Below are 24739 nucleotides of genomic sequence, written 5' to 3'. Positions count from 1 at the left end.
AGTGTAGCCGCAGCCGAGCGCTTGCGCGCGCCTGAACGGCGCGCTGCGGCGATTACGCGATGCAAACACCGGCGCTGGCAGACTCGCCGCTCCTCCGTGCCGGCGCCGACGATGGCCTCGCGAATCGAAGACTACGCCATGCTCGGCAACTGCCGCAGCGCGGCCCTGGTGGACCGTCGCGGCTCGATCGACTGGCTATGTCTGCCGCGCTTCGATTCCGATGCCCTGTTCGCCGCCCTGCTCGGCGAACCCGACCACGGCCGCTGGGCGATCGCGCCGCAGGGCGCCTTCACCAGCGCCCGCGCCTACCGCGACGGCAGCCTGGTGCTGGAGACGCGGTTCGAGACCGATACCGGCGCGGTGGCGCTGCTCGACTTCATGGTCGCCAGCCACGACGAGGTACTGCACAACCACGTGGTGCGGATCGTGCGCGGCCTGCACGGCAAGGTGCCGCTGCGCATGCAGCTGCAGTTGCGCTTCAACTACGGCCGCACCATTCCCTGGGTCTCGCAGATCGACGGCGGCCTGCAGGCGGTGGCCGGGCCGGACCAGATCGCCGTGCGCAGCCCGCAGCCCATGCACGGCCATGGCTTCGCCACCGAGGCCGAGTTCGTGCTGGAGGCCGGCGAGAGCACCTGGTTCGTGCTCAGCCACGGTGCCTCGCACCTGGAGCTGCCGCCGCTGCTGGAGCCGGAGCAGGCGCTGGCCCAGACCGAGGCGTTCTGGCACGGCTGGTCGCACCGCTGCCTGCATGCCGGCCCGTGGACCGAGGCGGTGCGGCGTTCGCTGGTGGTGTTGAAGGGCCTGAGCTACCTGCCCACCGGCGCCATCGTCGCCGCGCCGACCACCTCGCTGCCCGAGCGCCTGGGTGGCGAGCGCAATTGGGACTATCGCTTCTGCTGGCTGCGCGATGCGGTGTTCACTCTCACCGCGTTGCGCGCGGCCGGCTATTTCGACGAGGCCGCCGCGTTCCACGGCTGGCTGCAGCGCACCGTGGCCGGCTCGCCGGACCAGTTGCAGGCGCTGTACGGCATCGGTGGCGAGCGGCGCATGGCCGAATGGCAGGTGGACTGGCTGCCCGGCTACGAAGGCGCCTCGCCGGTGCGCGTGGGCAATGCCGCGGTCGGCCAGTTCCAGCTCGACGTCTATGGCGAGGTGATCGCCGCGTTCCACCGCGGCCACCACGAGGGCATGGCCACGGCCGTGCATGGCCGCTCGCTGGCGCGGCAGTTGCTGGAGGTGCTGGAGCAGCGCTGGCGTGATCCGGACGAGGGCATCTGGGAGATCCGCGACAAGCGCCAGCACTTCGTGCATTCCAAGGTGATGGCGTGGCTGGCGTTCGACTGCGGCGCGCGCGATGGCGTCACCGATGCCGATGCCGCGCAACGCGCGCACTGGCGCGCGCTGGCCGACGAGATCCACGCGCAGGTGCTGGCGCAGGGCGTGCACCGCGACGGCTACTTCGTGCAGAGCTACGGCAGCGAGCGGCTGGACGCGGCGACGCTGCTGATTCCGCTGGTCGGCTTCCTGCCGCCGGACGATCCGCGCGTGGCCGCCACCGCCGACGCCATCGCCGCACGCCTGAGCATCGACGGCCTGGTCGAGCGCTACCGCGCCGACGACGCCAGCGGCGACGGCCTGCCGGCCGGCGAGGGCACCTTCATCGCCTGCAGCTTCTGGCTGGTGGAGAACTACGCGCTGCTCGGCCGCCGCGAGCAGGCGCGCGGGCTGTTCGAGCGCCTGCTCGGGCTGTGCAACGACGTCGGCCTGCTGGCCGAGGAGTACGACCCGCGCAGCGGCCGCATGCTCGGCAATTTCCCGCAGGGCTATTCGCACGTGGCGCTGGTCCACGCGGCGCTGCGCCTGCATGGCTTGATCGGCGAACAGGACACCCCTCCATGAGCGATGCCTCCCAGACCACCCCTCCCTGCCTGATCGTGGTGTTCGGCGCCCGCGGCGACCTGACCCGGCGCCTGGTGCTGCCGGCGCTGTACAACCTGCGCCACAGCGGCGCGCTGCCCGAGGAATTCGCGGTGATCGGCGTGGACCACGGTGCGGTCAGCGAGGTGGCGTGGCGGCGCATGCTCGGCGATGCGATGCGCGGGCTGATGGCCGACCGCGACGCCGAGTTCAAGGCCGATGGTCTGGACGAAGAGGTGTGGGGCTGGCTGCGTTCGCGCCTGCACTACCTGCGCGGCGACTTCAACGATGCCGGTACCTACCGCAGCCTGGGCGCGCTGCTGGAGAAGATCGGTGCGCAGTACCGCACCGGCGGCAACGTGCTGTTCTACCTGGCCACCGCGGCGCGTTTCTTCGCGCCGGTGATCGAGCAGTTGGGCGCGGCCGGGCTGGTCAAGCAGAGCGCCAGCGGCGGTTGGCGCCGGGTGATCGTGGAGAAGCCGTTCGGCCACGATCTGCAGAGCGCGCGCGAGCTCAACGCCATCGTCGGGCGCGTGCTCGACGAGGACCAGGTGTTCCGCATCGACCATTTCCTGGGCAAGGAAACGGTGCAGAACATCCTCGCGTTCCGCTTCGCCAACGGCCTGTTCGAGCCGGTGTGGAACCGCGACCGCATCGACCACGTGCAGATCACCGCGGCCGAGACCATCGGCGTGGAAGGCCGCGGCGGCTTCTACGACCCCACCGGCTGCCTGCGCGACATGGTGCCCAATCACCTGTTCCAGTTGCTGGCGATGATCGCGATGGAACCGCCGGCGGCGTTCACCCCGGCAGCGATGCTGCGCCGGCGCGCCGAGGTGATCGAGGCGGTGCGGCCGCTGAGCCCCGCCGACGTGGTGCGCGGCCAGTACGCGGCCGGCGCGATCGGCCGCAATGCGGTGCCCGGTTACCGCGAGGAAGACACGGTGCCGCCGGATTCCAATACCGAAACCTATGTGGCGATGAAGCTGCAGGTCGACACCTGGCGCTGGGCCGGCGTGCCGTTCTACCTGCGCACCGGCAAGCGCCTGCGCGAGCGCACCACCGAGATCGCGATCCGCTTCAAGCCGGCGCCGCTGGCGCCGCTGCGCAGCGCCGAGATCGGCGGCTACGGCCCCGACTGGCTGGTGCTGCACATCCAGCCGGACGAGGGCATCTCGCTGCAGTTCGACGTCAAGCGCCCAGGCGCACGGGTCAGCCTGGCGCCGGTGCGCATGGACTTCCGCTACCGCGACTGGTTCCCCAAGGAATACACGGTGGGCTACGAGCGCCTGCTGCAGGACTGCATGCACGGCGAGGCCGGGCTGTTCCAGGACGCGACCATGGTCGAGGCGGCCTGGACCATCGTGCAGCCCATCCTCGACGCCTGGCAGACCTCGGCCGACGAAACCCCGCAGTACCCGGCCGGCAGCGCCGGCCCGGCCGCGGCCGACGCGCTGCTGGCGCTCAACGGCGGCCATACCTGGCGCACCCTGACCGCCGGGCGCCGCCCACCGCCGCGGCGCCCGCCCGAAGCCACCGCCACGACCGAGACCCGGCCGGTGACGCCGGCGCCGAAGCGTGGCGGGGGCAAGGCGGCCGATGCCTCCGCTTCGCCCAAGGCACGCAAGTCGACCAGGGCCAAGCCCGCCGCGGCGCCGGCAAAGACGCCGACGGCGAAGAGGGTCGCCAAGAGCACCGCGAAGAACGCCGTCAAGCGCACGGCCAGCAGCGCCGCGAAGCGTCCTGCGCGCAAGCGCTGAAGCGGTGCCCCGGGCGCTGGCGTGAGCGCCAGTGCTCGGGGAGAGGCCTCCATGTCAGCAGGAGCGGCGCAGCGACGGCGGCGAGATTCTGCAGTCGGGGCTGAAGCCCCTCCCACATGGAAGGATTGGCGGCGTGCGGACGCAGCGCGATTGCCGAACATAGGCCTTGGCGAGCCGGCATGCCGTGGGAGTCCACCGCCCTGTTGTCGCAGCCAGCAAAGGCGCCACCCTCCGCGGACGCTGTCGACCGTCATTGTGGGAGGGGCTTCAGCCCCGACGCGACCATGTCGGATGGCAGCCGCAGCATGGCGCAATCTGGCTGCAGCTTGGCGGTTGCTCAGCATCCCGCGACCGGTCGCGCACGGCGGTGGAGTGGCCGCGGTGAGCGGCAGCGACGCGACCGCACATCGCATCGCACGCCAGCAGCACACCATGCGGCCCCGGCCACACCCACGCCGCCCGTATCAACCGCGAGGCCGCCCCACGCCGGTCCCATCCGCCGGTCCGGCCGTCGGATCGTTGACGTCGGCCTCGAACAGCTTGGTCAGGTCGGCGCGCGCCGCGCGCGCGGTCTGCACCACCGCGGCCTCGTCGTCGTAGACCAGGTGCTGGGCGCGCAGCAGTTGCGTGTCGTGCTCGCGGAAACGGGCGATGCGGTCGCGCGCGGTGGCCGCGTCCAGGCCCAGGCCAAGCAGCACCTGTTCGCTCAGCTCCAGGCTGGAGGCGAACACCTCGCGGAACGGCTCGGCGCCCAGGTCCATCAGCCGCCAGGCGTGCTGGCGGTTGCGCGCACGCGCCAGCACCTTGGCGGTGGGGTAGAGCCGGCGGATCAGCCGCGTGGTCTTGATGTTGGTCTCCGGGTCGTCCATCGCCACCACGAAGAGGCGGATGCCGTCGCTGCCGGCCGCGCGCAGCAGGTCCGGGCGGCTGGGGTCGCCGTAGTAGAGCTGGTTGCCGAAACGGCGCAGGTCCTCCACCGTGTCCGGATTGTGTTCCAGCGCCACGAACGGGATGCGCTGCGCGGTCAGCAGGCGCGCCACGATCTGGCCGAAGCGGCCCATGCCGGCGATCAGCACCTGCGCACGCTGCGCATCCACGGTGTCGTACTGCGCGGCCGGCGGTGGTGGCTGCTTGCCCTTGCCGGCCTCGCCGCCGCCGAGCAGGCGCTGCATGCCGATCAGCAGCAGCGGCGTCAGCGCCATCGATACGCCGACCACTGCGACCAGGCGGTCGTGGGTGGCGTCGTCGAGCAGGCGCACGCGCTGCGCCTCGGTGAACACCACGAAGGCGAACTCGCCGCCCAGCCACAGCAGGCTGCCCAGCAGCAGCGCGCTGCGCCAGGGCAGGCGCAGCACGCGGCCGATGCCGGCCAGCAGCGCGAACTTGACCAGCAGCAGCGTGGCCACGGCGCCGGCGATCAGCCACGGCTCGGCGACGATGCGGTCCAGGTCGATGCCCATGCCCACGGCGATGAAGAACACGCCCAGCAGCAGGCCCTGGAACGGCTCGATCTGCGCTTCGAGTTCGTGGCGGAACTCCGAGTCGGCCAGCAGCACGCCGGCCAGGAACGCACCCAGGCTGGGACTCAGCCCCGCCTTCTGCAGGAACCAGGCAGTGCCCAGCACCACCAGTAGCGCGCTGGCGGTGAACACTTCGGGCATGCGCGTGCGCGCCACCGTGCGGAACAGGTGGCGCAGCACGAAGCGCCCGCACAGCACCACCAGGGCCAGCGCGCCCAGCGCCTGGCCCACTTCCGACCAGGTCAGGGTGTCGTTCTTGGCGCCGCCGAGCAGCGGCACCGCGGCCAGCAGCGGGATCGCGATCAGGTCCTGGAACAGCAGGATGGCGAAGCCGAGCCGGCCATAGTCGCTGTTGAGCGCCTTGCGCTCGGCCAGCAGCTGCAGGCCCACCGCGGTGGAGGACAGCGCCAGCGCCAGGCCGATCACCAGCGCGCTCTTCCAGTTCAGGCCCATGCACAGCGCCAGCGCACCCAGCGGCAGCGCGGTCAGCGCGACCTGGGCCGACCCGGCGCCGAACACCGCATGCCGCATCACCTTCAATCGCGCCGGCGACAGTTCCAGGCCGATCAGGAACAGCAGCATCACCACGCCGATCTCGGCGGCGTTGAGGATGCGCTCGGTGTCCTGCACGAAGCCCAGCCCGTCCGGCCCCAGCACCACGCCGGCGGCCAGGTAGGCCAGCACCGCACCCAGGCCCAGCCGCTTGAACACCGGCACCGCGATCACCGCGGCCAGCAGCAGCACCAGCGCCAGTTCCAAGCCGCCGCTATGCACGAGTCGTCTCCATCGCCGCATTATGCGGCCGTCAATGCGACCGTCTGCTGACCCGGGCCGTGTGGGCGGGTGTCCGTTGGGCTGTGCGAATCCGGGAGGTCGGGGGCGGATGGGCGGTGCTGCCGGCCTTGCTGTCGGGGAGGGGACGGCAGCCCGATCAGGGTGCTGTGCCTGTGGGCCTGTGGCTCGGTCGCGTCGCGCCTGAAGGGAGTCTCGAGCAAGCACAAGCGCACACGCGTAGGCGCGGCTTCAGCCGCGACCGTGCCTTGCCGGTCACGCCGCGTCGCGGCTGAAGCCGCTCTTACGGGACGGTGGGATGCGCGGCAGAAACGGGTGATTCGAGGTGTCCTGAGCCCGCTCCCACAAAGAGCGCGCGCCGCCGTCGGGTTCATGTTGAATCCAGCAACACCCGCAAACCGTGAGCATCGAGCAACCGACCGAAGCCCCTGTGGGAGGGGCTTCAGCCCCGACGCGCGGAGGCCGGAACCGCGGCAATGCGCCCTGTCGCCGAACCCGCGGTACGGTCGGCCGCAAGACCCGGATCATCCCCGCGCCGCGGCCAGCCGTGTACCGTTAGCGCATTCGCTCGCCTCTGCCGCCGCCATGAGCACCTACCACCTGCAGTCCGTGTTCCGCCCCGCCTCGGTCGCCATCGTCGGCGGCAGCCCGCGCGAGCGGTCGGCCGGGCGGGCGGTGGTGCGCAGCCTGCGCGCGGCCGGGTTTCCCGGGCAGATCGGCTGGGTCAGCCCGCGCTACCGCGAGATCGACGGCGTGCCCACGGTGCGCCGCCTCACCGACCTGCCGTGGGTGCCGGATCTGGTGGTCATCACCGCGCCGGCGCGGATGGTGCCGCGCATCGTGTCGATCGCCGCGCGGCGCGGCGTCGCCGCGGCGATCATCCTCACCGCCGGGCTCGGCAGCGGGCCGGGCTCGGCCGCGGCGCGGGTGGAGAGCGCCGCGCGCGCCAAGGGCCTGCGCATCCTCGGCCCGCACTGCCTGGGCGTGATCGCGCCGCATGCGCGGCTCAACGCCAGCATCGCCGCGCACTGCCCGCAGCCGGGCGACCTGGCGCTGATCTCCGAATCCAGCGCCATCGCCGCAGCGCTGGTGGAGTGGGGCGTGGCGCGCGCGGTCGGCTTCTCGGCGGTGGTCTCGCTGGGCGACGCGCTGGACGTGGACTTCGCCGACCTGCTCGACTACTTCGCCACCGACTACCGCACCCGCGCGATCCTGCTCTACGTCGAGCACATCCGCGACGCGCGCAAGTTCATGTCCGCCGCCCGCGCCGCCGCGCGCGCCAAACCGGTGGTGGTGGTGAAGTCGGGCCGGCAACTGCGCATCGACCCCAACGCCGACACCCACGTGCAGGCGCTGGCCAGTTCCGATGCGGTGTACGGCGCCGCGTTCGCCCGCGCCGGCCTGCTGCGGGTGCGCGCGCTGGACGAACTGTTCGCCGCGGCGGAGACCCTGGGCCGGCTCAGCACCTTCCCCGGCCGGCGTCTGGCCATCCTCAGCAACGGCGGCGGCGTCGGCCGCCTGGCGGTGGACACGCTGGCCGATCTCGGCGGCACCCTCGCCGCCCTGTCGGCGCCCACGCAGCAGCGGTTGGAACAGGCGTTGCCGCAGGAGTGGTCGCACCGCAATCCGGTGGACATCGTGGTGGACGCCGACGGCGAGCGCTATGCCGCCGCCGCCGGCGCGCTGCTGGAGGATCCGGAGAACGATGCGGTGCTGGTGGTCAACGTGCCGACTGCGTTCACCTCCTCCGCCGAGGCGGCGCAGGCGCTGACCCGCATCCTCGGCCAGCGCCCGCGCCACCACCGCGACAAGCCGGTGTTCGCGGTGTGGCTGGGCAACGACGAGAGCGCCACCGCCACGCTCAACGCCGCGCGCATCCCCACCTACGCCACCGAGGCAGACGCGGTGCGCGGCTTCATGCATCTGGTGCGCTACCGCGAGGCGCAGGCGGCGCTGATGGAAACGCCCCCCAGCCTGCCCGACGATTTCGCCTTCGATGCCGCCGCCGCGCGTGGCATCGTCGACGCCGCGCTGGCCGCCGGACAGACCTGGCTGGATCCGCTGGCGACCACGCGGCTGCTGGCCGCCTACGGCATCCCCACCGCGCCGGTGGCGCACGCCGCCGATGCCGAGGCCGCGGCACAGGTGGCCGCGCCGATGCTGGCGCAGGGCTCGGCGGTGGCGGTGAAGATCCATTCGGCCGACATCCCGCACAAGTCCGACGTGGACGGCGTGCGCCTCAACCTGGTCAGCGTGGAGGCGGTGCGCGATGCGGCCGAAGGCATCCTCGCCCGCGCGCGCGCCGCGCGCCCGGACGCGCGCATCGACGGCGTGCTGGTGCAGCCCTCGTTGCTGCGGCCGAAGGCGCGCGAGCTGATCGCCGGCATCGCCGACGATCCGACCTTCGGCCCGGTGATCGTGTTCGGCCGCGGCGGCACCGCGGTCGAGGTGATCGACGACAAGGCGCTGGCGCTGCCGCCGCTGGACCTGCGCCTGGCCCACGAACTGATCGGCCGCACCCGCGTCAGCCGCATCCTCAAGGCCTACCGCGACGTGCCGGCCGCCGACGAGCGCGCGGTGGCGATGGTGCTGGTCAAGCTGGCGCAACTGGCCGCCGACCTGCCGGAGATCCGCGAGCTGGACATCAACCCGCTGCTGGCCGATCGCGACGGGGTGATCGCGGTCGACGCGCGGGTGGCGGTGGCGCCGTCGCGCCGCCTGCACAAGGGCCGTGGCCATCCGCGCTTCGCGATCTTCCCGTATCCCAAGGAGTGGGAACGGCGCATCGCGCTCAACGACGGCAGCGCCGCGCTGGTGCGCCCGGTGCGGCCGGAGGACGACGCGCTGTTCCGCAGCTTCTTCGCCCGCGTCACCGACGAGGACCTGCGCCTGCGCTTCTTCCAGGCGGTCAAGCATTTCAGCCACGAGTTCATCGCACGCCTGACCCAGCTCGACTACGCGCGCTCGATCGCGCTGGTGGCGATCGAACCGCGCAGCGGCGACATGCTCGGCGCGGTGCGCCTGCACGCCGACGCCGACTACGACCGCGGCGAATACGGCATCCTGATCCGCTCCGACCTCAAGGGCCACGGCATCGGCTGGCAACTGATGCGGATCATGATCGAGTACGCCGGCTGGCTCGGCCTGAAGGTGGTCGAAGGCCAGGTGCTGCGCGAGAACCGCACCATGCTGGCGATGTGCCAGCAACTCGGCTTCAAGGCCACGCCGGATCCGGACGACGCCACGCTGATGGACGTGGTGTTGCCGGTGGCGCAGCACTGAAGGATGCCGCCGCGATGTCGACGTTCTCGCCGAGCCTGTTGCAACCGCGTCACGCGATCCTGTCCGGTCTGCCGGGGGACGCCGCGCTGGAGATCCTGCTGCGCCCGTTCCTGCATGCCGGCGAGATCGTGGACACGTCGATCCGCCTGGACGGCATCGCACTGCCGTCGCTCAGACTCGGCGAGCTGGCCGGCAAGCGCTTCGATTTTCCGCGCAACCCGCAGGACGGTTATATCGATGGCTCGCTCTACCTGGCCGGCGCGCACCACCCGGTCGACGTCGACACGCTGGCCTTCAACCGCTCCCGCGACGGGCAACTGACGCTCGTGGCCAAGGGCGTGTACGCGTTCGATGTCGAGGGCCTCGATGACCTGGGCAAGGTGCCTTTCACCTTGGCCGCGCAGGTGAGTTCCTGCGCGTTGTGAGCGGCCGCGGGTCGCATGCAGGCGAGCGCCGTGGCGGTTGATGTCGCCAGGCCGGCGTTGCATGCTCGCTAGCGCCTCGACGGCATGTGACACGCAAGGCGCACAAGGAGCCGGACATGAATTACCCGCAACGCGTGATCGTGTTTCTCACCTTCCTGCTGATGCTGATGCTCAACTTTTACACCTTCTCGTTAACGGCGTTTATGTACAAGGGCATGTGGCATAGCCTTCCGGCGAAAGCGGTCGAGGTGCGGCTGGTGGATTCGCCCTCTACTGAGGATGCGGTACCCGTGCGGGATCCTGGTGGCGTACCGACGGGGCAGGTCGTGCAGATCGAGGTCCAAAACAGCTTTTACGACCGCATTCGCCTGCTGCCATTTTGGAACATGGGGGTGTTGGCGCTGGCGTTCGCGGCCTATGCGGTCGCCGAGATCATCCATGGATGGCGCGCGCGCCGCACCACCTGAGCCGATCGTTGCCTGGCGCATGTCCGCGCCGCGCGGCGTTGTGGCGTGGCGTGTCGTGCAGCGGCGACGGCGATGGACGCCGCGGTGACGGATGCCGGCGACAGGGGCATCCGCGCCCGGGCCTGCGGTGGCATGTGCGCGGCGAGTTGAGCCGCTATGGCCAGGCTTGTTTCATCCATATCCAATGCTCCCCAGGAGGCCACATGCTCTTCAAGCCGGACGGCTACAACGCGGTGTCGCCCTATCTCATCGTCGACGGCGCGCAGCGCACCATCGATTTCCTGGTCGCGGTGTTCGATGCCGAGCCCTTGCGGCAGATTCCCGGCGAGGGCGGCCTGCTCGCCCATGGCGAGGTACGCATCGACGATACCGTGGTGATGTTCTGCGATGCGGTCGAGGGCTGGCCGGCGCTGCCGGCGCATGTGCACGTCTATGTGCATGACGTCGATGCGACTTACCAGCGTGCGCTGGCCGCCGGCGCCACGGCGGTGCAGGCGCCGATGCAGAAGGACGATCCGGACCGGCGTGGCGGCTTCCGCGATCCCGGCGGCACGACCTGGTGGGTCGGGCAGCAGGTCGGTTGAGCGGGCGCAGGCACCAGCACGCCTGACGCCACGCATCGCTGCGTCGTCGTCGTGCCATGCCCAGGCCGTGCCCGCCGGCGCCGACGAGCGGCGCGCGGCAGGCACGACGTTGTCGCGATTACTCCAGCTCCTGGTTGCTCACCCCACGCTCGACCGGGTACACGGTCGGCGGCGGCGTGGTGGACCTCATCAGCTTCAGCGAGGTCTTGCTCTGCTCGCACAGGTTGCCGCCGCTGACGAACACGCCGTCCTGGGTGCACTTCCAGTCGTAGAAGTTGGCGATGCCGCCGGCCAGCTGCAGGCTGTAGTCGGTGCTCTTGGCCGCCGCGTCGAACGGTTGCCCGGCGGGAATGTTCTGGAACCAGCGCATCCATTCCTTGGAGCCGACCGGCGGCACCTTGTCCGGCGCCTGGAACGTCGGGTTCATCGGCGAGAGTTGCGGCGACTCGGCGGTCATGTGGCAGCTCATGCAGGAGCTGATCGGATTGTCTACCGGGCCGTTGAGGCGGCCGTTCCAGCCCAGGTGGGTCGGCGGCAGTTCCGGCTTGGCGTTGATCGCCGACTGCAGGATGCGCGGATTGATCCGGGTCTGGGTCGGCTGCTTGTTGGTGTAGTCGTCGCCGGTGTTCTGCGGATCGTTGCCGAACATCACGCCCACCGGCACCAGGTTCTGCCAGCCGGGCTTGCCGCTGACCGCGCCGTTGTACTGGAAGGTGCCGAAGATCCAGCCAGTGCCGGGCACGCGGCTGTCGCGCACGGCGAAATCCATCTGGATCAGGGCCACTTTCTTGAGCGAACGGTCGGCGGACTTGAAGCTGTTGGTGACCCAGGCGTTCCACAGCACCGGGTTCTGCAGGAACGGCACCTGGCTCAGGTCCACGTCGGCGAACAGCGCCTTGCACACCACGGTGCCGTCGCGGAAGGTGTTGGGCTTGGTGGTGAAGCTCGGGTCCGGGTTCTGCGGATCCTTCCACACCTGGCCGAAGGTATAGGCGCCGACGTCGTTGTAGATGCCCACCGCGAACGTCTGCCCGGTGGTGAGCTGGGTCGGCGCCAGTTGCTTGGCCTGGATCTGCGCTTCCTTGGTCAGCCCATGCACGCCTTCGCGTCCGAGCGGGCCGTAGTGCTGCCAGGGCGCGTGGTACCAGCGCCGCACCTTGTTGTTCTGCACGTACCAGTCGCTTTCGACGTTGCCCTCCAGGCAGTAGGTCTTCACCGCATCGGCGTAGCCGCGCCAGGCTTCGAAGTCGTTGCTCAGCGGCTTGGGCAGTTTCTGGAAGAACGCCGGCAACGGGCCGCTCGGCGGCTGCTGCGGATAGTCCTGGCTGAGCTGGAACAGCGGCCCTTTGTAGCTGGCCGGCGGCGCGTAGCCGAAATCCGGAAAGCGGCCGGCGGAAGCGGCGCCGCTGGCGAGGGTCAGCGCGACGGCGATGGCGAGAGTGCGCGGGTGGGACGGTTGCATGGTGGACCTCCGGTCGAGTGCGTCGGTGCGCGCGGGCGATGCCGCGTCCTGCGTCCGGACATCCCCTGGCCCCGGACCGGCCGCGCGCCCGCGCTATTGGCGCGACCGCGATGAAAGAACGCCCGCCATGCCGGCGCCACGTCGCAGGCACGCGCGGGCGCATTCGCCTGCGCGCGCAGACGAAGCGAGAGACGCTTTTGGAAATGCACCGCCGATCGCCGCCGCGCGGGTGCGGCGACACTGCTGCGGAAGCGGCAATCCTGTTGAAACGGCCTAGCGGACCGAAGACCTGTCCATGTCGCTCTCCTGACCCCGTGTGGAAGGCAACTGCGCTGAAGGATCCTGTTGCATCGAGCGTGGGGGAAACGCGCGACCCCGGCAGGGCAGCATCGGGGGACGAATGCTGCGGGGGCGGCGCCAGGCGGCGGCCGCGATGCCGGGTTGCGCGTCGATCGCCGGTCCCGCGTGGTCGCGGCCCTCGGCGTTGCTCGACGTTTCGGACTCTAGCGAGCGCCGCGCAGCCGGTGGTAGACAGTTGTGCGCGCCGGCGTCGCGATGGTGGACGCCGGCGGGTCATCACGATGGCCGACCGCGCCTGCAGCGAGTGGCCTGCCGGCACGCCGGCCGCCGCCGTGGCATGCTGCGTGCGGGGTCGCGCCTGGCGGAAACGGGCAGGTGCGGTGGGGACGGTGGACGCACCGGGCACGGCGGCGTCCACTGCGGCGATGCACTTTCTTGCGGTGACGCCATGCGCACGCACGGGACCTTGATTCAGTGGAACGAGGAGCGCGGTTGCGGCCTGGTGCGCCTGGCGCATCGCGAGACCGAAGCCGAGGTGCGACGCGCGGCGTTTCCTGCCGACGGGGTGCCGCCCCGGGTGGGCGAACTGATCTCCTTCGACCTGGAGCACGACGCGCAGGGACGGCCGCGCGCGATGCGGGTGATGCGGCCGGGGCGTGCACCGGTATCGGCCGCGCAGGCGGCGACCGCACCGCGCAGGCGTCGCGACCGCTGGCTCGGCGTGCTGGCGCTGCTGGTGGTGCTCGCGGTCGCCGGCTATGCCGTGCTGCGCTTCGTGGCGGCGCCGCCGGTAGATCCTGCAGCGCCAGCGGCGCCGATCGCGTCGGTGGCCACGGCGCCCGCATCGCCCGCGCCGGCCTTCCAGTGCGACTGCCGCACGCATTGCGCGCAGATGACCTCGTGCGCCGAAGCGGTGTACTTCCTGCAGCACTGCCCGGGCGTGGAGATGGACGGCAACCACGACGGCGTGCCGTGCGAACGGCAGTGGTGCCGGCGCGCGCGCTGAGCAGCGGCTGCCGCGTGCGCGCGGCCGGGATGCTCGGCATGCCGCTGGCCTACGGCGTGTTTCGCCTGTCCACGCGCGTGCGCCAGCGCCACGCGCGCTGAGCCGGCGTCATTCCGCGTCGTCGCTGCGGGTGAACGGCGCCAGCCGCAGTTTGACCCGGTGCTCCACGCCGGCCGGACACTGCCCCGGTGCCGGCCCGCGGAAGTAGCTGCGCTGCCAGCCTTCGCGGCTGGCGTCGGAACCGGGCTGTTCCAGATCGTGCAGGAACTGGCCGCGGCTGCGCATCCATGCCTGGTGTTCGCGCTCCAGCTCCGGCGTCTGCGACAGCGGCTGCCAGCGCGGCTCGGTCTCGGCCAGCACCCGCCGCTGCACCGGGAAGAAGTGGCAGAACGGCTCGCCCGCCTCGAAGCGCACGCGACCGGGCCGGGTGAACTGCCAGTTCATGGTGAAGGTGTAGGGGCTCCAGTCGGTCTCGATCAGCCCGGTGAGCCCGGCGATGCCGTCCTTGGGCCGGTTCACCGGCGCGGTGACGTACAGGTCCACGCCGGCGTCGGTGCGGAACAGGCACGGCACGTGGAAGGTCAGCACGCCGTAGCCGAAGTGGCTGACCGCCGGCGCGTGCGTGCCCGGCGCCGGCTGCACGCGCAGGTCGTCGAGCGCGTTGCCGCCGTTCCACTCGGCCTCGAACGCGGTCTGGCACAGCAGCTCCCAGCCGTGCGCGTTGGCGATGTCCAGCGGCAGGCAGCGGTAGGCGTAGCGCTCGGCGGTGCGGTCCATCCACGGACGCTCGCGCGGCGCCGGGCGCACGTCGAGGGTGTGGCCGTCGAGAACGTGGGCGGTGAGTTTCATGGCGCGGGCAGGAGGATGGACCAGCGCCGAGTGTGACGCCTCGCTGCGGTCTTGGCGACCGCGCGAGCCGCAGCGCTCAGGCCGCTTCGAAATCCAGCAGCGCCACGCCGTCGCCGACCAGCTCGCCCTCGCGCACGCGGAAGCCGTGCACGGTGCCGTCGGCCGGCGCCTGCAGGGTGTGCTCCATCTTCATCGCCTCCAGCACCAGCAGCGGCGTGCCGCGGGTCACCTGGGTGCCGGGCGTGACCAGCAGGGCGACGATGCGCCCCGGCATCGGCGCGGTCAGCCCACCGCTTTCCACCGCCGGCTGGTCGGCCTCGGCAACCGGGTCGTGGCGCTCGAACAGATAGCCGTGGCCGTCGACAAACAGGTGCAGTTGCGTGCCGGCGAACACCGCATCGGCCTGCATCCGCTGCGCGCCGAGGAACGCGGACAGGCGGCCATCGCGCAACTGGCCGCTCGCCTCCAGCACGTCCTGCGCCTGTGCGGCGTGGATCCGCCAGCCGCCGGCATGTGCGATCAGGTGCAACGTGCGTTGCGTGTCGCCATGCTGCAGCGTCAGCGCATGCGGCGCGGGCGCGCCCAGCCGCCAGCCGTCGTGCAGGTCCCACGGCGAGTACGGATCGGCCGCGTGCGCGGTGGGCGCCGACGCGTGCAGTTGCCAGGCCAGCGCCGCCAGACTCCACAGTGCGCCGCTGGTCGGTGCAGGGGTGTCGAACAGCGCCGCGTGCTCGCGCTCGATCAGCGCGGTGTCCAGGTCCGCCTGCGCGAATGCGGTGGTGCCGACCAGGCGCTGCAGGAATGCGGCATTGGTCGACACGCCGACCACCTGGCACGCGGCCAGTGCTGCCTGCATGCGCCGCAGCGCGCGCTCGCGGGTCGCATCCCACACGATCAGCTTGGCGATCATCGGATCGTAGTGCGGGCCGATCACATCGCCCTGCTCGACGCCGGCATCGACGCGGGTATGCGCATCGGCGGCGGGCAGGCGCAGGTGCTGCAGCGTGCCGATCGAGGGCAGGAAGCCGCGCGCCGGGTCTTCGGCGTACAGCCGCGCTTCCAGCGCATGGCCGTGGATCGCCAGTTCGTGCTGGCGCTGCGGCAGCGGCTGGCCGGCGGCCACGCGCAACTGCCACTCGACCAGATCGGTACCGGTGATGCACTCGGTGACCGGGTGTTCCACCTGCAGGCGGGTATTCATTTCCATGAAGTAGAACGCGCCATCGGGCGCGACGATGAATTCCACGGTGCCGGCGCCGACGTAACCGACCGCGCGCGCGGCCTCCACCGCGGCCTGGCCCATCGCCGCACGCCTTTCCGCGTCCATGCCCGGTGCGGGGGCTTCTTCCAGCACCTTCTGGTGGCGGCGCTGCACCGAGCAGTCGCGTTCGAACAGATAGACCAGCTCGCCGTGGCTGTCGCCGAACACCTGGATCTCGATGTGCCGCGGCCGCAGCACGTACTTCTCCACCAGCACGTGCGCATTGCCGAAGGCGGCCTGCGCCTCGCGCTGGCAGGCGGCGAGCGCGGCGGCGAAGTCTTCGTCGCGATCGACCCGGCGCATGCCCTTGCCGCCACCGCCGGCGCTGGCCTTGATCAGCACCGGGTAGCCGATGGCCGCGGCCTGTTCGCGCAGGAACTCGGGATCCTGGCGCTCGCCGTGGTAACCGGGCGTCAGCGGCACCCCGGCCGCCTGCATCAGCGCCTTGGCCGCGCTCTTGTCGCCCATGGCGCGGATCGCCGCCGGCGGCGGCCCGATGAAAACCAGCCCGCGTGCGGCGCAGGCCTCGGCGAACTCCGCGTTCTCGGACAGGAAGCCGTACCCGGGATGGATGGCCTGCGCGCCGCTGCGTTGCGCGGCCTCGAGGATGCGCTCGCCGCGCAGGTAGCTCTCGCGCGCCGGCGCGGCACCGATGTGCACGGCCTCGTCGGCCAGGCGCACGTGGCGGGCATCGCGGTCGGCATCGGAGTACACGGCCACGGTGGCGATGCCGAGCTTGCGGCAGGTAGCGATCACCCGGCAGGCGATCTCGCCGCGATTGGCGATGAGGATCTTGTCGAAGGTCGGCAGGTCGGGGGTGGCCATGGTCGGGTGCCTGGAAATGAGGTCAGGGCTGTTGCGTTTGCTGAGCGAAGAGGTGGGCGCGCCGCAGGCTGCAATGTGCGAGGCTTCGGCCGTTGCCGTTGCCGTTGCCGTTGCCGTTGCTTTTGTTGTTGCTGTTGCTGTGCTCCGGCTTTTGCTCCGGCTTTTGACTTACCGGGTTCCCTTCCGAAGCGGCGGCCATCGCGGGGAAAAACCCGAAGGGCGGCGTACATGGATGTACGCCGTCCGCGGCAGGGGCAGGATGCCCCTTCCGCGGATCCCCGTGATGGACGCGGACCCGGAGCGCGCAGCGCGGAGGGCGCGAAGGCAGGGCGCGCTTTCTTTTGGTTACCTTTTCTTTGCGCGAGCAAAGAAAAGTAACTCGCCCGCAAGGGCGAAAGCCTTTGCCTTCGCTTGAGATTTGTTTGTCGGACGAAACGAAGAACCGTAGGAGCGGCTTTAGCCGCGACCCACCTGAACGGTTGTGCCTGTCGCGGCTGAAGCCGCTCCTACGATTCAGCAGCCACCGCCGTAGCAGCAAATGCAAGAGCAAAGCTTTCGCCTGGCGGCGAGTCACTTTTCTTTGCTTGTGCAAAGAAAAGTAACCAAAAGAAAGCACACCCCGCAGCGCGCCCTCCGCGCTACGCGCTCCGGGTTCGCAGCCACGTCGGGGATTCGCGGAAGGGGCATCCTGCCCCTGCCGCGAACGGCGCACATCCATGTGCGCCGCCCTTCGGGTTTTTCCCCGCCGCGGCTGCCGCGCCGAGGGGACCCGGTAAGTCAAAGGCAGAGCAAGAGCAAAAGCCGGAGCAAGAGCGAAGGCCGTCGCCGCGACCGCGGCCGCACAGCCGATCGTGGAGCCCACGGCCGGGCACACTGCCGCCGGCATCATCAGCGACCACTTGCGTGACCACCGCCGATCCCCGCGCGAACGCGCCTTCCACCCAGAGCGCATGCGCCCACTCACATCCGGAACACCCCGAACCGGCTCGGCTCCGCCGGCGCGTTCAGCGCCGCCGACAACCCCAGCCCCAACACCCGCCGCGTCTGCGCCGGATCGATCACCCCGTCGTCCCACAGCCGCGCACTGGCGTAGTACGGATGGCCCTGGCGCTCGAACTGCTCGCGGATCGGCGCCTTGAACGCCGCTTCCTCCGCGTCCGACCACTGCCCGCCCTTGGCCGCGATGCCGTCGCGGCGCACCGTCGCCAGCACGCTTGCCGCCTGCTCGCCGCCCATCACCCCGATGCGCGCGTTGGGCCACATCCACAGGAAGTTCGGCGAATACGCGCGCCCGCACATGCCGTAGTTGCCGGCGCCGAACGAGCCGCCGATCACCACCGTGAACTTGGGTACCTTCGCGCAGGCCACCGCCATCACCAGCTTGGCGCCGTCCTTGGCGATGCCGCCATGCTCGTACTTGCGGCCGACCATGAAGCCGGTGATGTTCTGCAGGAACACCAGCGGGATGCCGCGCTGTGCGCACAGCTCGATGAAGTGCGCGCCCTTCAGCGCCGACTCGGAGAACAGGATGCCGTTGTTGGCGACGATGCCGACCGGGTAGCCGTGCACATGCGCGAAGCCGGTGGCCAAGGTGGTGCCGTAGCGCGCCTTGAACTCGTCGAAGCGCGAGCCGTCCACCACCCGCGCGATCACCTCGCGCACGTCGAACGGCTTGCGCGGGTCGGCCGGGATCACCCCGTACAGCTCCTCGGCCGGATACAGCGGCGGCTCCGGCGTGCGCAGCGCCAGGGCGGGGGCCGGCTTGCGCCAGTTGAGTTGGGCGACGATCGCGCGGACCCGCGCCAGCGCCTGCAGGTCGTTGTCGGCGAAGTGGTCGGCGACGCCGGAGATGCGCGTGTGCACGTCGGCGCCGCCCAGGTCCTCGGCGCTGACGTCCTCGCCGGTGGCGGCCTTCACCAGCGGCGGGCCGCCGAGGAAGATGGTGCCCTGCTCGCGCACGATCACCGTCTCGTCGCTCATCGCCGGCACGTAGGCGCCGCCGGCGGTACACGAGCCCATCACGCAGGCGATCTGGGCGATGCCCTGCGCCGACAGGTTGGCCTGGTTGTAGAAGATCCGGCCGAAGTGGTCGCGGTCGGGGAACACCTCGTCCTGCAGCGGCAGGAACGCGCCGCCGGAATCGACCAGGTAGATGCACGGCAGGCGGTTCTGCTGGGCGATCTCCTGCGCGCGCAGGTGCTTCTTCACCGTCATCGGGTAATAGGTGCCGCCCTTGACCGTGGCGTCGTTGGCGACGATTACGCATTCCACGCCGGAGACGCGGCCGATGCCGGCGACCACGCCGGCGCACGGCACCTCGTCGTCGTACAGGCCCAGCGCCGCCAGCGGCGCGATCTCCAGGAACGCGCTGCCCGGGTCGAGCAGGGCGTCGATGCGCTCGCGCACCAGCAGCTTGCCGCGCGCCTGGTGCTTGGCGCGGGCCGCCTCGCTGCCGCCCAGGGCGATGCGCGCCTGGGTGGCATGCAGGTCGTCGACCACCGCGCGCAGCGCGGCGGCATTGGCGGCGAAGGCGTCGCTGCCGGATTGCAACTGGGTCTGGATCGCGCTCATGGCTGGGCCGTGGAGGGAGGAGGGAAGGTTGGGCGGCGAATGTGGGAGGGGCTTCAGCCCCGACGCGGTGACGTCTGAACTGTCTTTCGGCCGATACCTCTTTCGCAGCGCATCACTTGGTCCGCTCGAACAACTCGCGGCCGATCAGCATGCGGCGGATCTCCGAGGTGCCGGCGCCGATCTCGTAGAGCTTGGCGTCGCGCCACAGGCGCCCGGTCGGATAGTCGTTGATGTAGCCGTTGCCGCCCAGCACCTGGATCGCCTGGCCGGTCAGCCAGGTCGCCTTTTCCGCGGCGTAGAGGATCGCGCCGGCGGCGTCCTGGCGGGTGGTGCGGCCGGCGTCGCAGGCGCGCGCCACCGCGTACACGTAGGCGCGGCAGGCGTTGAGGCCCACGTACATGTCGGCCAGCTTGCCCTGCATCAGCTGGAAGCTGCCGATCGGTTCGCCGAACTGGCGGCGCTCGTGCACGTAGGGCAGCACCACGTCCAGCGCCGCGGCCATCAGCCCCAGCGGCCCGCCGGACAGCACCACGCGCTCGTAGTCCAGGCCGGACATCAGCACGCGCACGCCGCCACCGACCTCGCCCAGCACGTTCTCCGCCGGTACCTCGCAGTCCTGGAACACCAGTTCGCAGGTGTTGGAGCCGCGCATGCCGAGCTTGTCCAGCTTCTGCGCGGTGCTGAAGCCGGGCATGCCCTTCTCAACCACGAACGCGGTGATGCCGCGCGCGCCGCCGCTCGGGTCGGTCTTGGCGTAGACCACCAGCACGTCGGCGTCGGGGCCGTTGGTGATCCACATCTTGTTGCCGTTGAGCACGTAGCGGTCGCCACGCGCCTCGGCGCGCAGCTTCATCGACACCACATCCGAGCCGGCGCCCGGCTCGCTCATCGCCAGCGCGCCGACGTGCTCGCCGCTGCACAGCTTCGGCAGGTAGCGCGCCTTCTGCGCCGGGCTGGCGTTCTTGCGCAACTGGTTCACGCACAGGTTCGAATGCGCGCCGTAGGACAGGCCGATCGCGCCGCAGGCGCGCGAGATCTCCTCCATCGCCACCACGTGCGCCAGATAGCCCATCGCACTGCCGCCGTATTCCTCCTCGACGGTGAGGCCGAGCAGGCCCTGTTCGCCGAGCTTGCGCCACAGCGGCGCGGGGAAGGCGTTGTCGCGGTCGGCCTGCTCGGCCAGCGGCGCGATCTCGCGCGCGGCGAAGGCGGCGACGCTGTCGCGCAGCAGGTCGACCTCCTCGCCCAACTCGAAATTCAACGACGGCATCAGCATGGCGGCAACTCCGGGAATGACGGGTGGCCGGCGGCGCCTAGAATCGGACCCGCGCCGGGCAAGAGCGCCCAGCGTAGCCGGGAACGGCAAAGAAGTGAACAGAAATTCATTAATTGAACTTAGAATCACGCCATGGCCTACAAACGCTCCGCCCTGATGGAAGAACGCCTCGCCGGCAACCGCCAGCGGATCCTGCTGGCGGCGCGCCGGCTGATCGCCGCCGACGGCTTCCGTGGCGCCCCGGTGACCGCGGTGGCGGCCGAGGCCGGGGTCTCCACCGGGCTGATCTACCGGCATTTCCCGTCCAAGGCCGAACTGTTCGTGGAGGTGCTGACCGCCGCCGTGGAGCACGAACTGACCATCCTGCGCGCCATTGCCGCCGCACCGGCGCCGGCGGCGCAGCGCCTGCGCGACGCCATCGCCTCGTTCGTGCGCCGCGCCCTGGCCGGCCCCGGTCTGGCCTACGCCTTCATCGCCGAACCGGTGGAGCCGGAGGTGGACGCCGAGCGCATCCGCTGCCGGCGCCTGCTCGGCGACGTGTTCAAGGGCATCCTGGCCGAGGGCGTGGCCGCGGGCGAGTTCCCCGCGCAGGACCTGGAGGCGGCGGCCGCGTGCCTGGTCGGCGCCTACACCGAGGCGCTGGTCGGCCCCACCGCGCCCAGCCGCGATGGCCCGCGCGACAGCGAGCGCCTGGTCGAGGCGGTGTGCGGGTTCTGCCTGCGCGCGGTGGGCAGCACCTGAGCGCAACTGCCGCGCCGCCCGCGCCGAACTGCTGCGATGCAGCACGCATCGCCTGCGATTCCGGGCCATCCTGGCGTGCCGCGCAGCGCAAACGCTGGCTATACTCGGTCGCGTAGCGGTGGTCCGGATTACCACGTGCCAAAGGGGTGTGATGTGCGGAATTACGACCTCGAATTTCTCAAGCGCTTCTCGATGGTGATCGGCCTGCTGGTGCTGATCACCCTCGGCCTGATCGTGTTCGCGCATTACCTGCAGCGGGCCATCCCGCCGGAGGTGTCGCCGGTGGCGCAAAAGCGCACCGAGGAACGCCTCGCCCCGGTCGGCGCGGTCTACGCCGGCAGCACCGGCGCCGCGGCGCAGGCCGCCGCGCAGGCGGCGGCGCTGGCCAAGGCTTCGGCGCAGGCGGCCTACGGCGGCACCACCGACGGCAAGACCATCTTCAACAACCTGTGCACCGCCTGCCATACCACCGGCGTGGGCAAGGCGCCGACGCTGGACCACGCGCACTGGGACAAGCGCATCGCGCAGGGCAAGGAGACGCTCTACAAGCACGCCATCGAGGGCTATACCGGCCCCGACGGCGGCATCATGCCGCCCAAGGGCGGCAATCCCGGGCTGACCGAGGAGCAGATCCACGCCACCGTGGACTGGATGCTGGCCAACCTGAAGTAACCTTGCGCCTCCCGCACGCCCTTGCGCCGCCTTCGGGCGGCGCAGTCGTTTCCGCGCCCGTCGCGTGCCGGCGCAAACAAGGAGAGTGATCACATGCGCATGCCGCCGTCATCGTTGTTGTCGTTGCTGCTGCTGGTCGCAGCCCCCGCCGCCCAGGCGCTGACGCCGCCGACGCTGCTGCCGATCGGGCAGTTGCGCCCGGGCCCGCAGGCGCAGGGCGTGGTGTTCGAGGGCGTGGTCACCGCGCGGGTGGAGGCCGGCGGCAGCGGTTACCTGGTGCAGGACGCCGGCGACGACGATCCGCTGACCGCCGACGCCTTGCTGGTGCGTGGCGATACCGAGCGCAGCCTGGCCCCGGGCGACCGTGTGCGGGTGTGGGGCGAACTGGCCCCGCAGGCCGCGGCGTCGGCCAAGGCCGGCACGGCCTTCGTCGGGCGCAGCGTGCTGGAGCAGGGGCACACCGTGCTGGCGCGCGCGCAGCCCCTGCCACTGCAGGTGCTGGATGCGGCGCCGGCCGACTGGTCGGCGCTGGCCGGCATGCGCGTGCGCATCGCCGCGCCGCTGACCGTGGTCGACAACGACGCGCTGGGCAAGACCGGCGAGCTGGGCGTGGCCTTCGGTGGGCGCCTGTGGCAGCCCAGCGAAGTAGCGGCACCCGGCAGCGCCGAACTGGCGGCGGTGGTGGCCGACAACGCGCGGCGCGGGCTGCGCCTGGGCACGCTCGGTGCGCCGACAGCGGCACCGACGCAACTGCCGGACTATCTGGGCAGCGCCGTTGCACCGCCGCGCGCGGGCAGCACGCTCCAGGACGTGGAAGGCATCGTCGGCGGGGTGATCGATGGCGTGGCACGGCTGTACCCGACCGCCACGCTGCAGTTGACGCCGCCGCCGGAACCGGCGCCGCCGCAGGTCGACGGTAGCCTGCGCATCGCGGCGTTCAACCTGGAGAACTTCTTCAATGGCGACGGCCGCGGCGGCGGGTTCCCGACCCAGCGCGGTGCGCGCACGCCGGCCGAATTCCAGGCGCAGCTGCGCAAGCTGGTGGCGACGATCCGCCCGCTGCAGGCCGACGTCGCCGCGTTGATGGAACTGGAGAACGACGGTTACGGCCCGACCTCGGCGATCGCCAGCCTGGTCGACGCGCTCAATGCCGGCGGCGGCGACTGGCGCTTCGTCGACGCCGGGCGCGGCCCCGGCGACAACCCGATCCGGGTCGGGCTGATCTACCGCGCCTCGCGGGTGAGTCCGGTCGGCAAGCCGGCGATGCTGGAAGGCGGTCCCTTCGTCGAGCACAGCCGCGTGCCGCTGGCGCAGGCCTTCCGTCGCGGCAGCGGTGCGCCGTTCGTGGTGGTGGCCAACCACTTCAAGTCCAAGGGCGGCTGCAGCGAGGCCACCGGCGCCGACGCCGACCGCGGCGATGGGCAGGGCTGCTGGAACGCGACCCGTACCGAGTCGGCGCGCCGCGTCGATGCGTGGTTGCGCCGCGATCCCACCGGCACCGGCAGCACGGCCAGCGTGCTGCTGGGCGATTTCAACGCCTATGCGATGGAAGATCCGCTGCGCCTGCTGCACGACGCCGGTTGGCGCGATGCGTTGCAGGAGGCGCATGTCGCGCAGCCCTACAGCTTCGTCTACCGCGGGCTCAGCGGCCGCCTCGACCACGCGTTGCTGAGTCCGGCGCTGGCGGCGCGGTTGCGCGGTGCCGCCGAATGGCACGTCAACGCCGATCTGCCCGACAGCGACGGTTATCGCGAGCGCGATCTGCCTGGCCCGTGGCGCAGTTCGGACCACGATCCGCTGCTGTTGGGGTTTGATCTGTAGGCTGGGAATGGGGAAATGGGAATGGGGAATCGGAAAAGCCGATTGTCGGCCCTGATTCTCTAGCCTGATGTACGGGACGTACCTGCGTGGCTCATGTCATGTGTGAAGTGCAAGGGTCGCTCGTGAGCAGGTGTGCTGCGTTCAAGGCCGGTCGCGCTGCGCATGCGGCCTCACGCTTTGCCGTCATCCCGTGAAAGTTGCTCCTGCCTATGTGTGCTGTCCACGCGGTTTTCCCTGGCGCGGACCGAAGGTGTAGGGCGTGGTGGTTTCGCCCGATAGGACAAGTAGCAGCGACCGCAGCAATAGCTTTCGCTGTTGCTTTTGCTGTTGCTTTTGCCGTTGCCGTTGCTCTGGCTTTTGACTTATCGGGTTCCCTTCCGCAGCGGCGGATGGACCGGGGAAAAACCCGAAGGGCGGCGCACAGGGATGTGCGCCGTTCGCGGCAGGGGCAGGATGCCCCTTCCGCGAATCCCCGGTGCATCCGCGGACCCGGAGCGCGCAGCGCGGAGGGCGCAAGGCAGGGCGCGCTTTCTTTTGGTTACCTTTTCTTTGCGCGAGCAAAGAAAAGTAACTCGCCCGCAAGGGCGAAAGCCTTTAAAGCTTTTGCTGTCGCTACTGCTGTTGATTGAAGTTTTCTGTCGGACGAGAAAATCTGTAGGAGCGACTTTAGCCGCGACCGATGCAATCGGCAATGCCTGTCGCGGCTGAAGCCGCTCCTACCGGTTGCGCTCGCCTCAGAAGCTGCGGGAGACGCTGGCCACCCAGGGCCACAGGCCGCGGTCGGCATAGGCGTCCTCCGCGTCCGGTTCCGCCGTCGCGGCGAGAAAAATCTGAAGCAAGAGCAAAGCTTTCGCCTGACGGCGAGTTACTTTTCTTTGCTTGTGCAAAGAAAAGTAACCAAAAGAAAGCACACCCTGCCTCGCGCCCTCCGCGCTAGCGCGCTCCGGGTCCGCGTCCAGCGCGTGGATCCGCGGAAGGGGCATCCTGCCCCTGCCGCGGACGGCGCACATCCATGTGCGCCGCCCCTTCGGGGTTTTTCCCCGCGATGGCCGCCGCTTCGGAAGGGAACCCGGCAAGTCAAAAGCCAGAGCAACGGCAAAAGCAACAGCAAAAGCAACAGCAACAGCCACAGCAACAGCCACAGCCACGCTGCCTCGCATCCCTGATCGCTTCGAGCGAAAGCACGCTATATGGCACGTCCCACG

Annotated in this window: 18 protein-coding genes; 11 read left to right on the top strand and 7 right to left on the bottom strand. The window is 70.4% G+C overall.

The features are described from left to right. Positions 1–111 precede the first annotated feature (111 nt). Entirely contained in the window at positions 112–1902 is a 1791-nt protein-coding gene (locus PG878_RS19955) for a glycoside hydrolase family 15 protein (protein WP_209030133.1), read from the top strand. Next, positions 1899–3680, top strand: coding sequence for a glucose-6-phosphate dehydrogenase (gene zwf / locus PG878_RS19950; RefSeq protein ID WP_209030134.1), 1782 nt, complete (start codon positions 1899–1901; stop codon positions 3678–3680). Before PG878_RS19955 ends, zwf begins: the two co-directional genes overlap by 4 nt. A 464-nt stretch (positions 3681–4144) precedes the next feature. Here the strand turns inward: zwf and PG878_RS19945 are convergent, their stop codons facing one another. After that, positions 4145–5974, bottom strand: a complete 1830-nt coding sequence (locus PG878_RS19945) for a monovalent cation:proton antiporter-2 (CPA2) family protein (RefSeq protein ID WP_209030135.1) — start codon at positions 5972–5974, stop codon at positions 4145–4147. Positions 5975–6577: 603 nt separating this feature from the next. Here PG878_RS19945 and PG878_RS19940 point away from each other — a divergent pair. The 4 genes from PG878_RS19940 to PG878_RS19925 all read left to right on the top strand — a co-directional run bounded on the left by PG878_RS19940 (position 6578) and on the right by PG878_RS19925 (position 10750). Next, positions 6578–9274 (top strand): bifunctional acetate--CoA ligase family protein/GNAT family N-acetyltransferase, encoded by a 2697-nt coding sequence (locus PG878_RS19940; protein WP_209030136.1) that lies wholly within the window; start codon positions 6578–6580, stop codon positions 9272–9274. 14 nt (positions 9275–9288) lie between these two features. After that, a complete protein-coding gene (locus PG878_RS19935; protein ID WP_209030137.1) occupies positions 9289–9699 on the top strand; it encodes a hypothetical protein in 411 nt (136 codons plus the stop codon). Between the two features lie 116 nt (positions 9700–9815). Then, positions 9816–10166 (top strand): hypothetical protein, encoded by a 351-nt coding sequence (locus tag PG878_RS19930; protein ID WP_209030138.1) that lies wholly within the window; start codon positions 9816–9818, stop codon positions 10164–10166. A 203-nt stretch (positions 10167–10369) separates the two neighbouring features. Further along, positions 10370–10750 carry a VOC family protein gene (locus tag PG878_RS19925; protein WP_209030139.1) on the top strand — a complete coding sequence of 127 codons (381 nt, stop codon included), beginning with the start codon at positions 10370–10372 and terminating at the stop codon, positions 10748–10750. 118 nt (positions 10751–10868) lie between these two features. Here the strand turns inward: PG878_RS19925 and PG878_RS19920 are convergent, their stop codons facing one another. Beyond that, on the bottom strand, positions 10869–12212 hold the full coding sequence (locus PG878_RS19920; RefSeq protein ID WP_209030140.1) for a hypothetical protein: 1344 nt from the start codon (positions 12210–12212) through the stop codon (positions 10869–10871). Between the two features lie 748 nt (positions 12213–12960). Here PG878_RS19920 and PG878_RS19915 point away from each other — a divergent pair. Both PG878_RS19915 and PG878_RS19910 read left to right on the top strand, forming a co-directional pair. Beyond that, entirely contained in the window at positions 12961–13518 is a 558-nt protein-coding gene (locus tag PG878_RS19915) for an excalibur calcium-binding domain-containing protein (RefSeq protein ID WP_209030141.1), read from the top strand. Continuing rightward, a complete protein-coding gene (locus PG878_RS19910) occupies positions 13485–13619 on the top strand; it encodes a hypothetical protein (protein ID WP_280515114.1) in 135 nt (44 codons plus the stop codon). Before PG878_RS19915 ends, PG878_RS19910 begins: the two co-directional genes overlap by 34 nt. Before the next feature lie 7 nt (positions 13620–13626). On the opposite strand, the gene PG878_RS19905 is transcribed toward PG878_RS19910, so the two are convergent. The 5 genes from PG878_RS19905 to PG878_RS19885 form a co-directional block, all read right to left on the bottom strand. Beyond that, positions 13627–14367 (bottom strand): DUF6065 family protein, encoded by a 741-nt coding sequence (locus tag PG878_RS19905; protein WP_209030142.1) that lies wholly within the window; start codon positions 14365–14367, stop codon positions 13627–13629. Positions 14368–14443: 76 nt separating this feature from the next. After that, the gene (locus PG878_RS19900; RefSeq protein WP_209030143.1) at positions 14444–16453 is read right to left on the bottom strand and encodes an acetyl-CoA carboxylase biotin carboxylase subunit; all 2010 of its coding nucleotides are present in this window, start codon (positions 16451–16453) and stop codon (positions 14444–14446) included. A gap of 22 nt (positions 16454–16475) precedes the next feature. Then, entirely contained in the window at positions 16476–16652 is a 177-nt protein-coding gene (locus tag PG878_RS19895; RefSeq protein ID WP_209030144.1) for a hypothetical protein, read from the bottom strand. A 761-nt stretch (positions 16653–17413) separates the two neighbouring features. Next, complete coding sequence (locus PG878_RS19890; RefSeq protein WP_209030145.1) at positions 17414–19024, bottom strand: carboxyl transferase domain-containing protein; 1611 nt, start codon at positions 19022–19024, stop codon at positions 17414–17416. A gap of 112 nt (positions 19025–19136) precedes the next feature. Next, a complete protein-coding gene (locus tag PG878_RS19885) occupies positions 19137–20300 on the bottom strand; it encodes an isovaleryl-CoA dehydrogenase (protein WP_010341368.1) in 1164 nt (387 codons plus the stop codon). Positions 20301–20432: 132 nt separating this feature from the next. On the opposite strand from PG878_RS19885, the gene PG878_RS19880 reads away from it, so the two are divergent. The 3 genes from PG878_RS19880 (at position 20433) to PG878_RS19870 (ending at position 23534) form a co-directional block, all read left to right on the top strand. Continuing rightward, on the top strand, positions 20433–21041 hold the full coding sequence (locus PG878_RS19880) for a TetR/AcrR family transcriptional regulator (RefSeq protein ID WP_209030146.1): 609 nt from the start codon (positions 20433–20435) through the stop codon (positions 21039–21041). 153 nt (positions 21042–21194) lie between these two features. Then, a complete protein-coding gene (locus PG878_RS19875; RefSeq protein ID WP_209030147.1) occupies positions 21195–21713 on the top strand; it encodes a c-type cytochrome in 519 nt (172 codons plus the stop codon). A gap of 93 nt (positions 21714–21806) precedes the next feature. Continuing rightward, complete coding sequence (locus tag PG878_RS19870; protein WP_209030148.1) at positions 21807–23534, top strand: ExeM/NucH family extracellular endonuclease; 1728 nt, start codon at positions 21807–21809, stop codon at positions 23532–23534. Positions 23535–24739: the final 1205 nt, after the last annotated feature.

Source organism: Xanthomonas hawaiiensis (genome assembly GCF_031834635.1).
Classification (GTDB): Bacteria; Pseudomonadota; Gammaproteobacteria; order Xanthomonadales; family Xanthomonadaceae; genus Xanthomonas_A; species Xanthomonas_A sacchari.
Note: the sequence above shows the minus strand (reverse complement) of the source record. Positions and strands in the feature narration are given on the sequence as shown.

Excerpts from the sequence above, each read along its gene's own strand:
- PG878_RS19925 (WP_209030139.1), top strand. The coding sequence starts at position 10,370 with ATGCTCTTCAAGCCGGACGGCTACAACGCGGTGTCGCCCTATCTCATC.
- PG878_RS19935 (WP_209030137.1), top strand. The coding sequence starts at position 9,289 with ATGTCGACGTTCTCGCCGAGCCTGTTGCAACCGCGTCACGCGATCCTG.
- PG878_RS19885 (WP_010341368.1), bottom strand. The coding sequence starts at position 20,300 with ATGCTGATGCCGTCGTTGAATTTCGAGTTGGGCGAGGAGGTCGACCTG.
- zwf (WP_209030134.1), top strand. The coding sequence starts at position 1,899 with ATGAGCGATGCCTCCCAGACCACCCCTCCCTGCCTGATCGTGGTGTTC.
- PG878_RS19940 (WP_209030136.1), top strand. The coding sequence starts at position 6,578 with ATGAGCACCTACCACCTGCAGTCCGTGTTCCGCCCCGCCTCGGTCGCC.
- PG878_RS19895 (WP_209030144.1), bottom strand. The coding sequence starts at position 16,652 with ATGGCCGCCGCTTCGGAAGGGAACCCGGTAAGTCAAAAGCCGGAGCAA.
- PG878_RS19955 (WP_209030133.1), top strand. The coding sequence starts at position 112 with ATGGCCTCGCGAATCGAAGACTACGCCATGCTCGGCAACTGCCGCAGC.
- PG878_RS19880 (WP_209030146.1), top strand. The coding sequence starts at position 20,433 with ATGGCCTACAAACGCTCCGCCCTGATGGAAGAACGCCTCGCCGGCAAC.
- PG878_RS19870 (WP_209030148.1), top strand. The coding sequence starts at position 21,807 with ATGCGCATGCCGCCGTCATCGTTGTTGTCGTTGCTGCTGCTGGTCGCA.
- PG878_RS19930 (WP_209030138.1), top strand. The coding sequence starts at position 9,816 with ATGAATTACCCGCAACGCGTGATCGTGTTTCTCACCTTCCTGCTGATG.
- PG878_RS19920 (WP_209030140.1), bottom strand. The coding sequence starts at position 12,212 with ATGCAACCGTCCCACCCGCGCACTCTCGCCATCGCCGTCGCGCTGACC.
- PG878_RS19890 (WP_209030145.1), bottom strand. The coding sequence starts at position 19,024 with ATGAGCGCGATCCAGACCCAGTTGCAATCCGGCAGCGACGCCTTCGCC.
- PG878_RS19915 (WP_209030141.1), top strand. The coding sequence starts at position 12,961 with ATGCGCACGCACGGGACCTTGATTCAGTGGAACGAGGAGCGCGGTTGC.
- PG878_RS19900 (WP_209030143.1), bottom strand. The coding sequence starts at position 16,453 with ATGGCCACCCCCGACCTGCCGACCTTCGACAAGATCCTCATCGCCAAT.
- PG878_RS19905 (WP_209030142.1), bottom strand. The coding sequence starts at position 14,367 with ATGAAACTCACCGCCCACGTTCTCGACGGCCACACCCTCGACGTGCGC.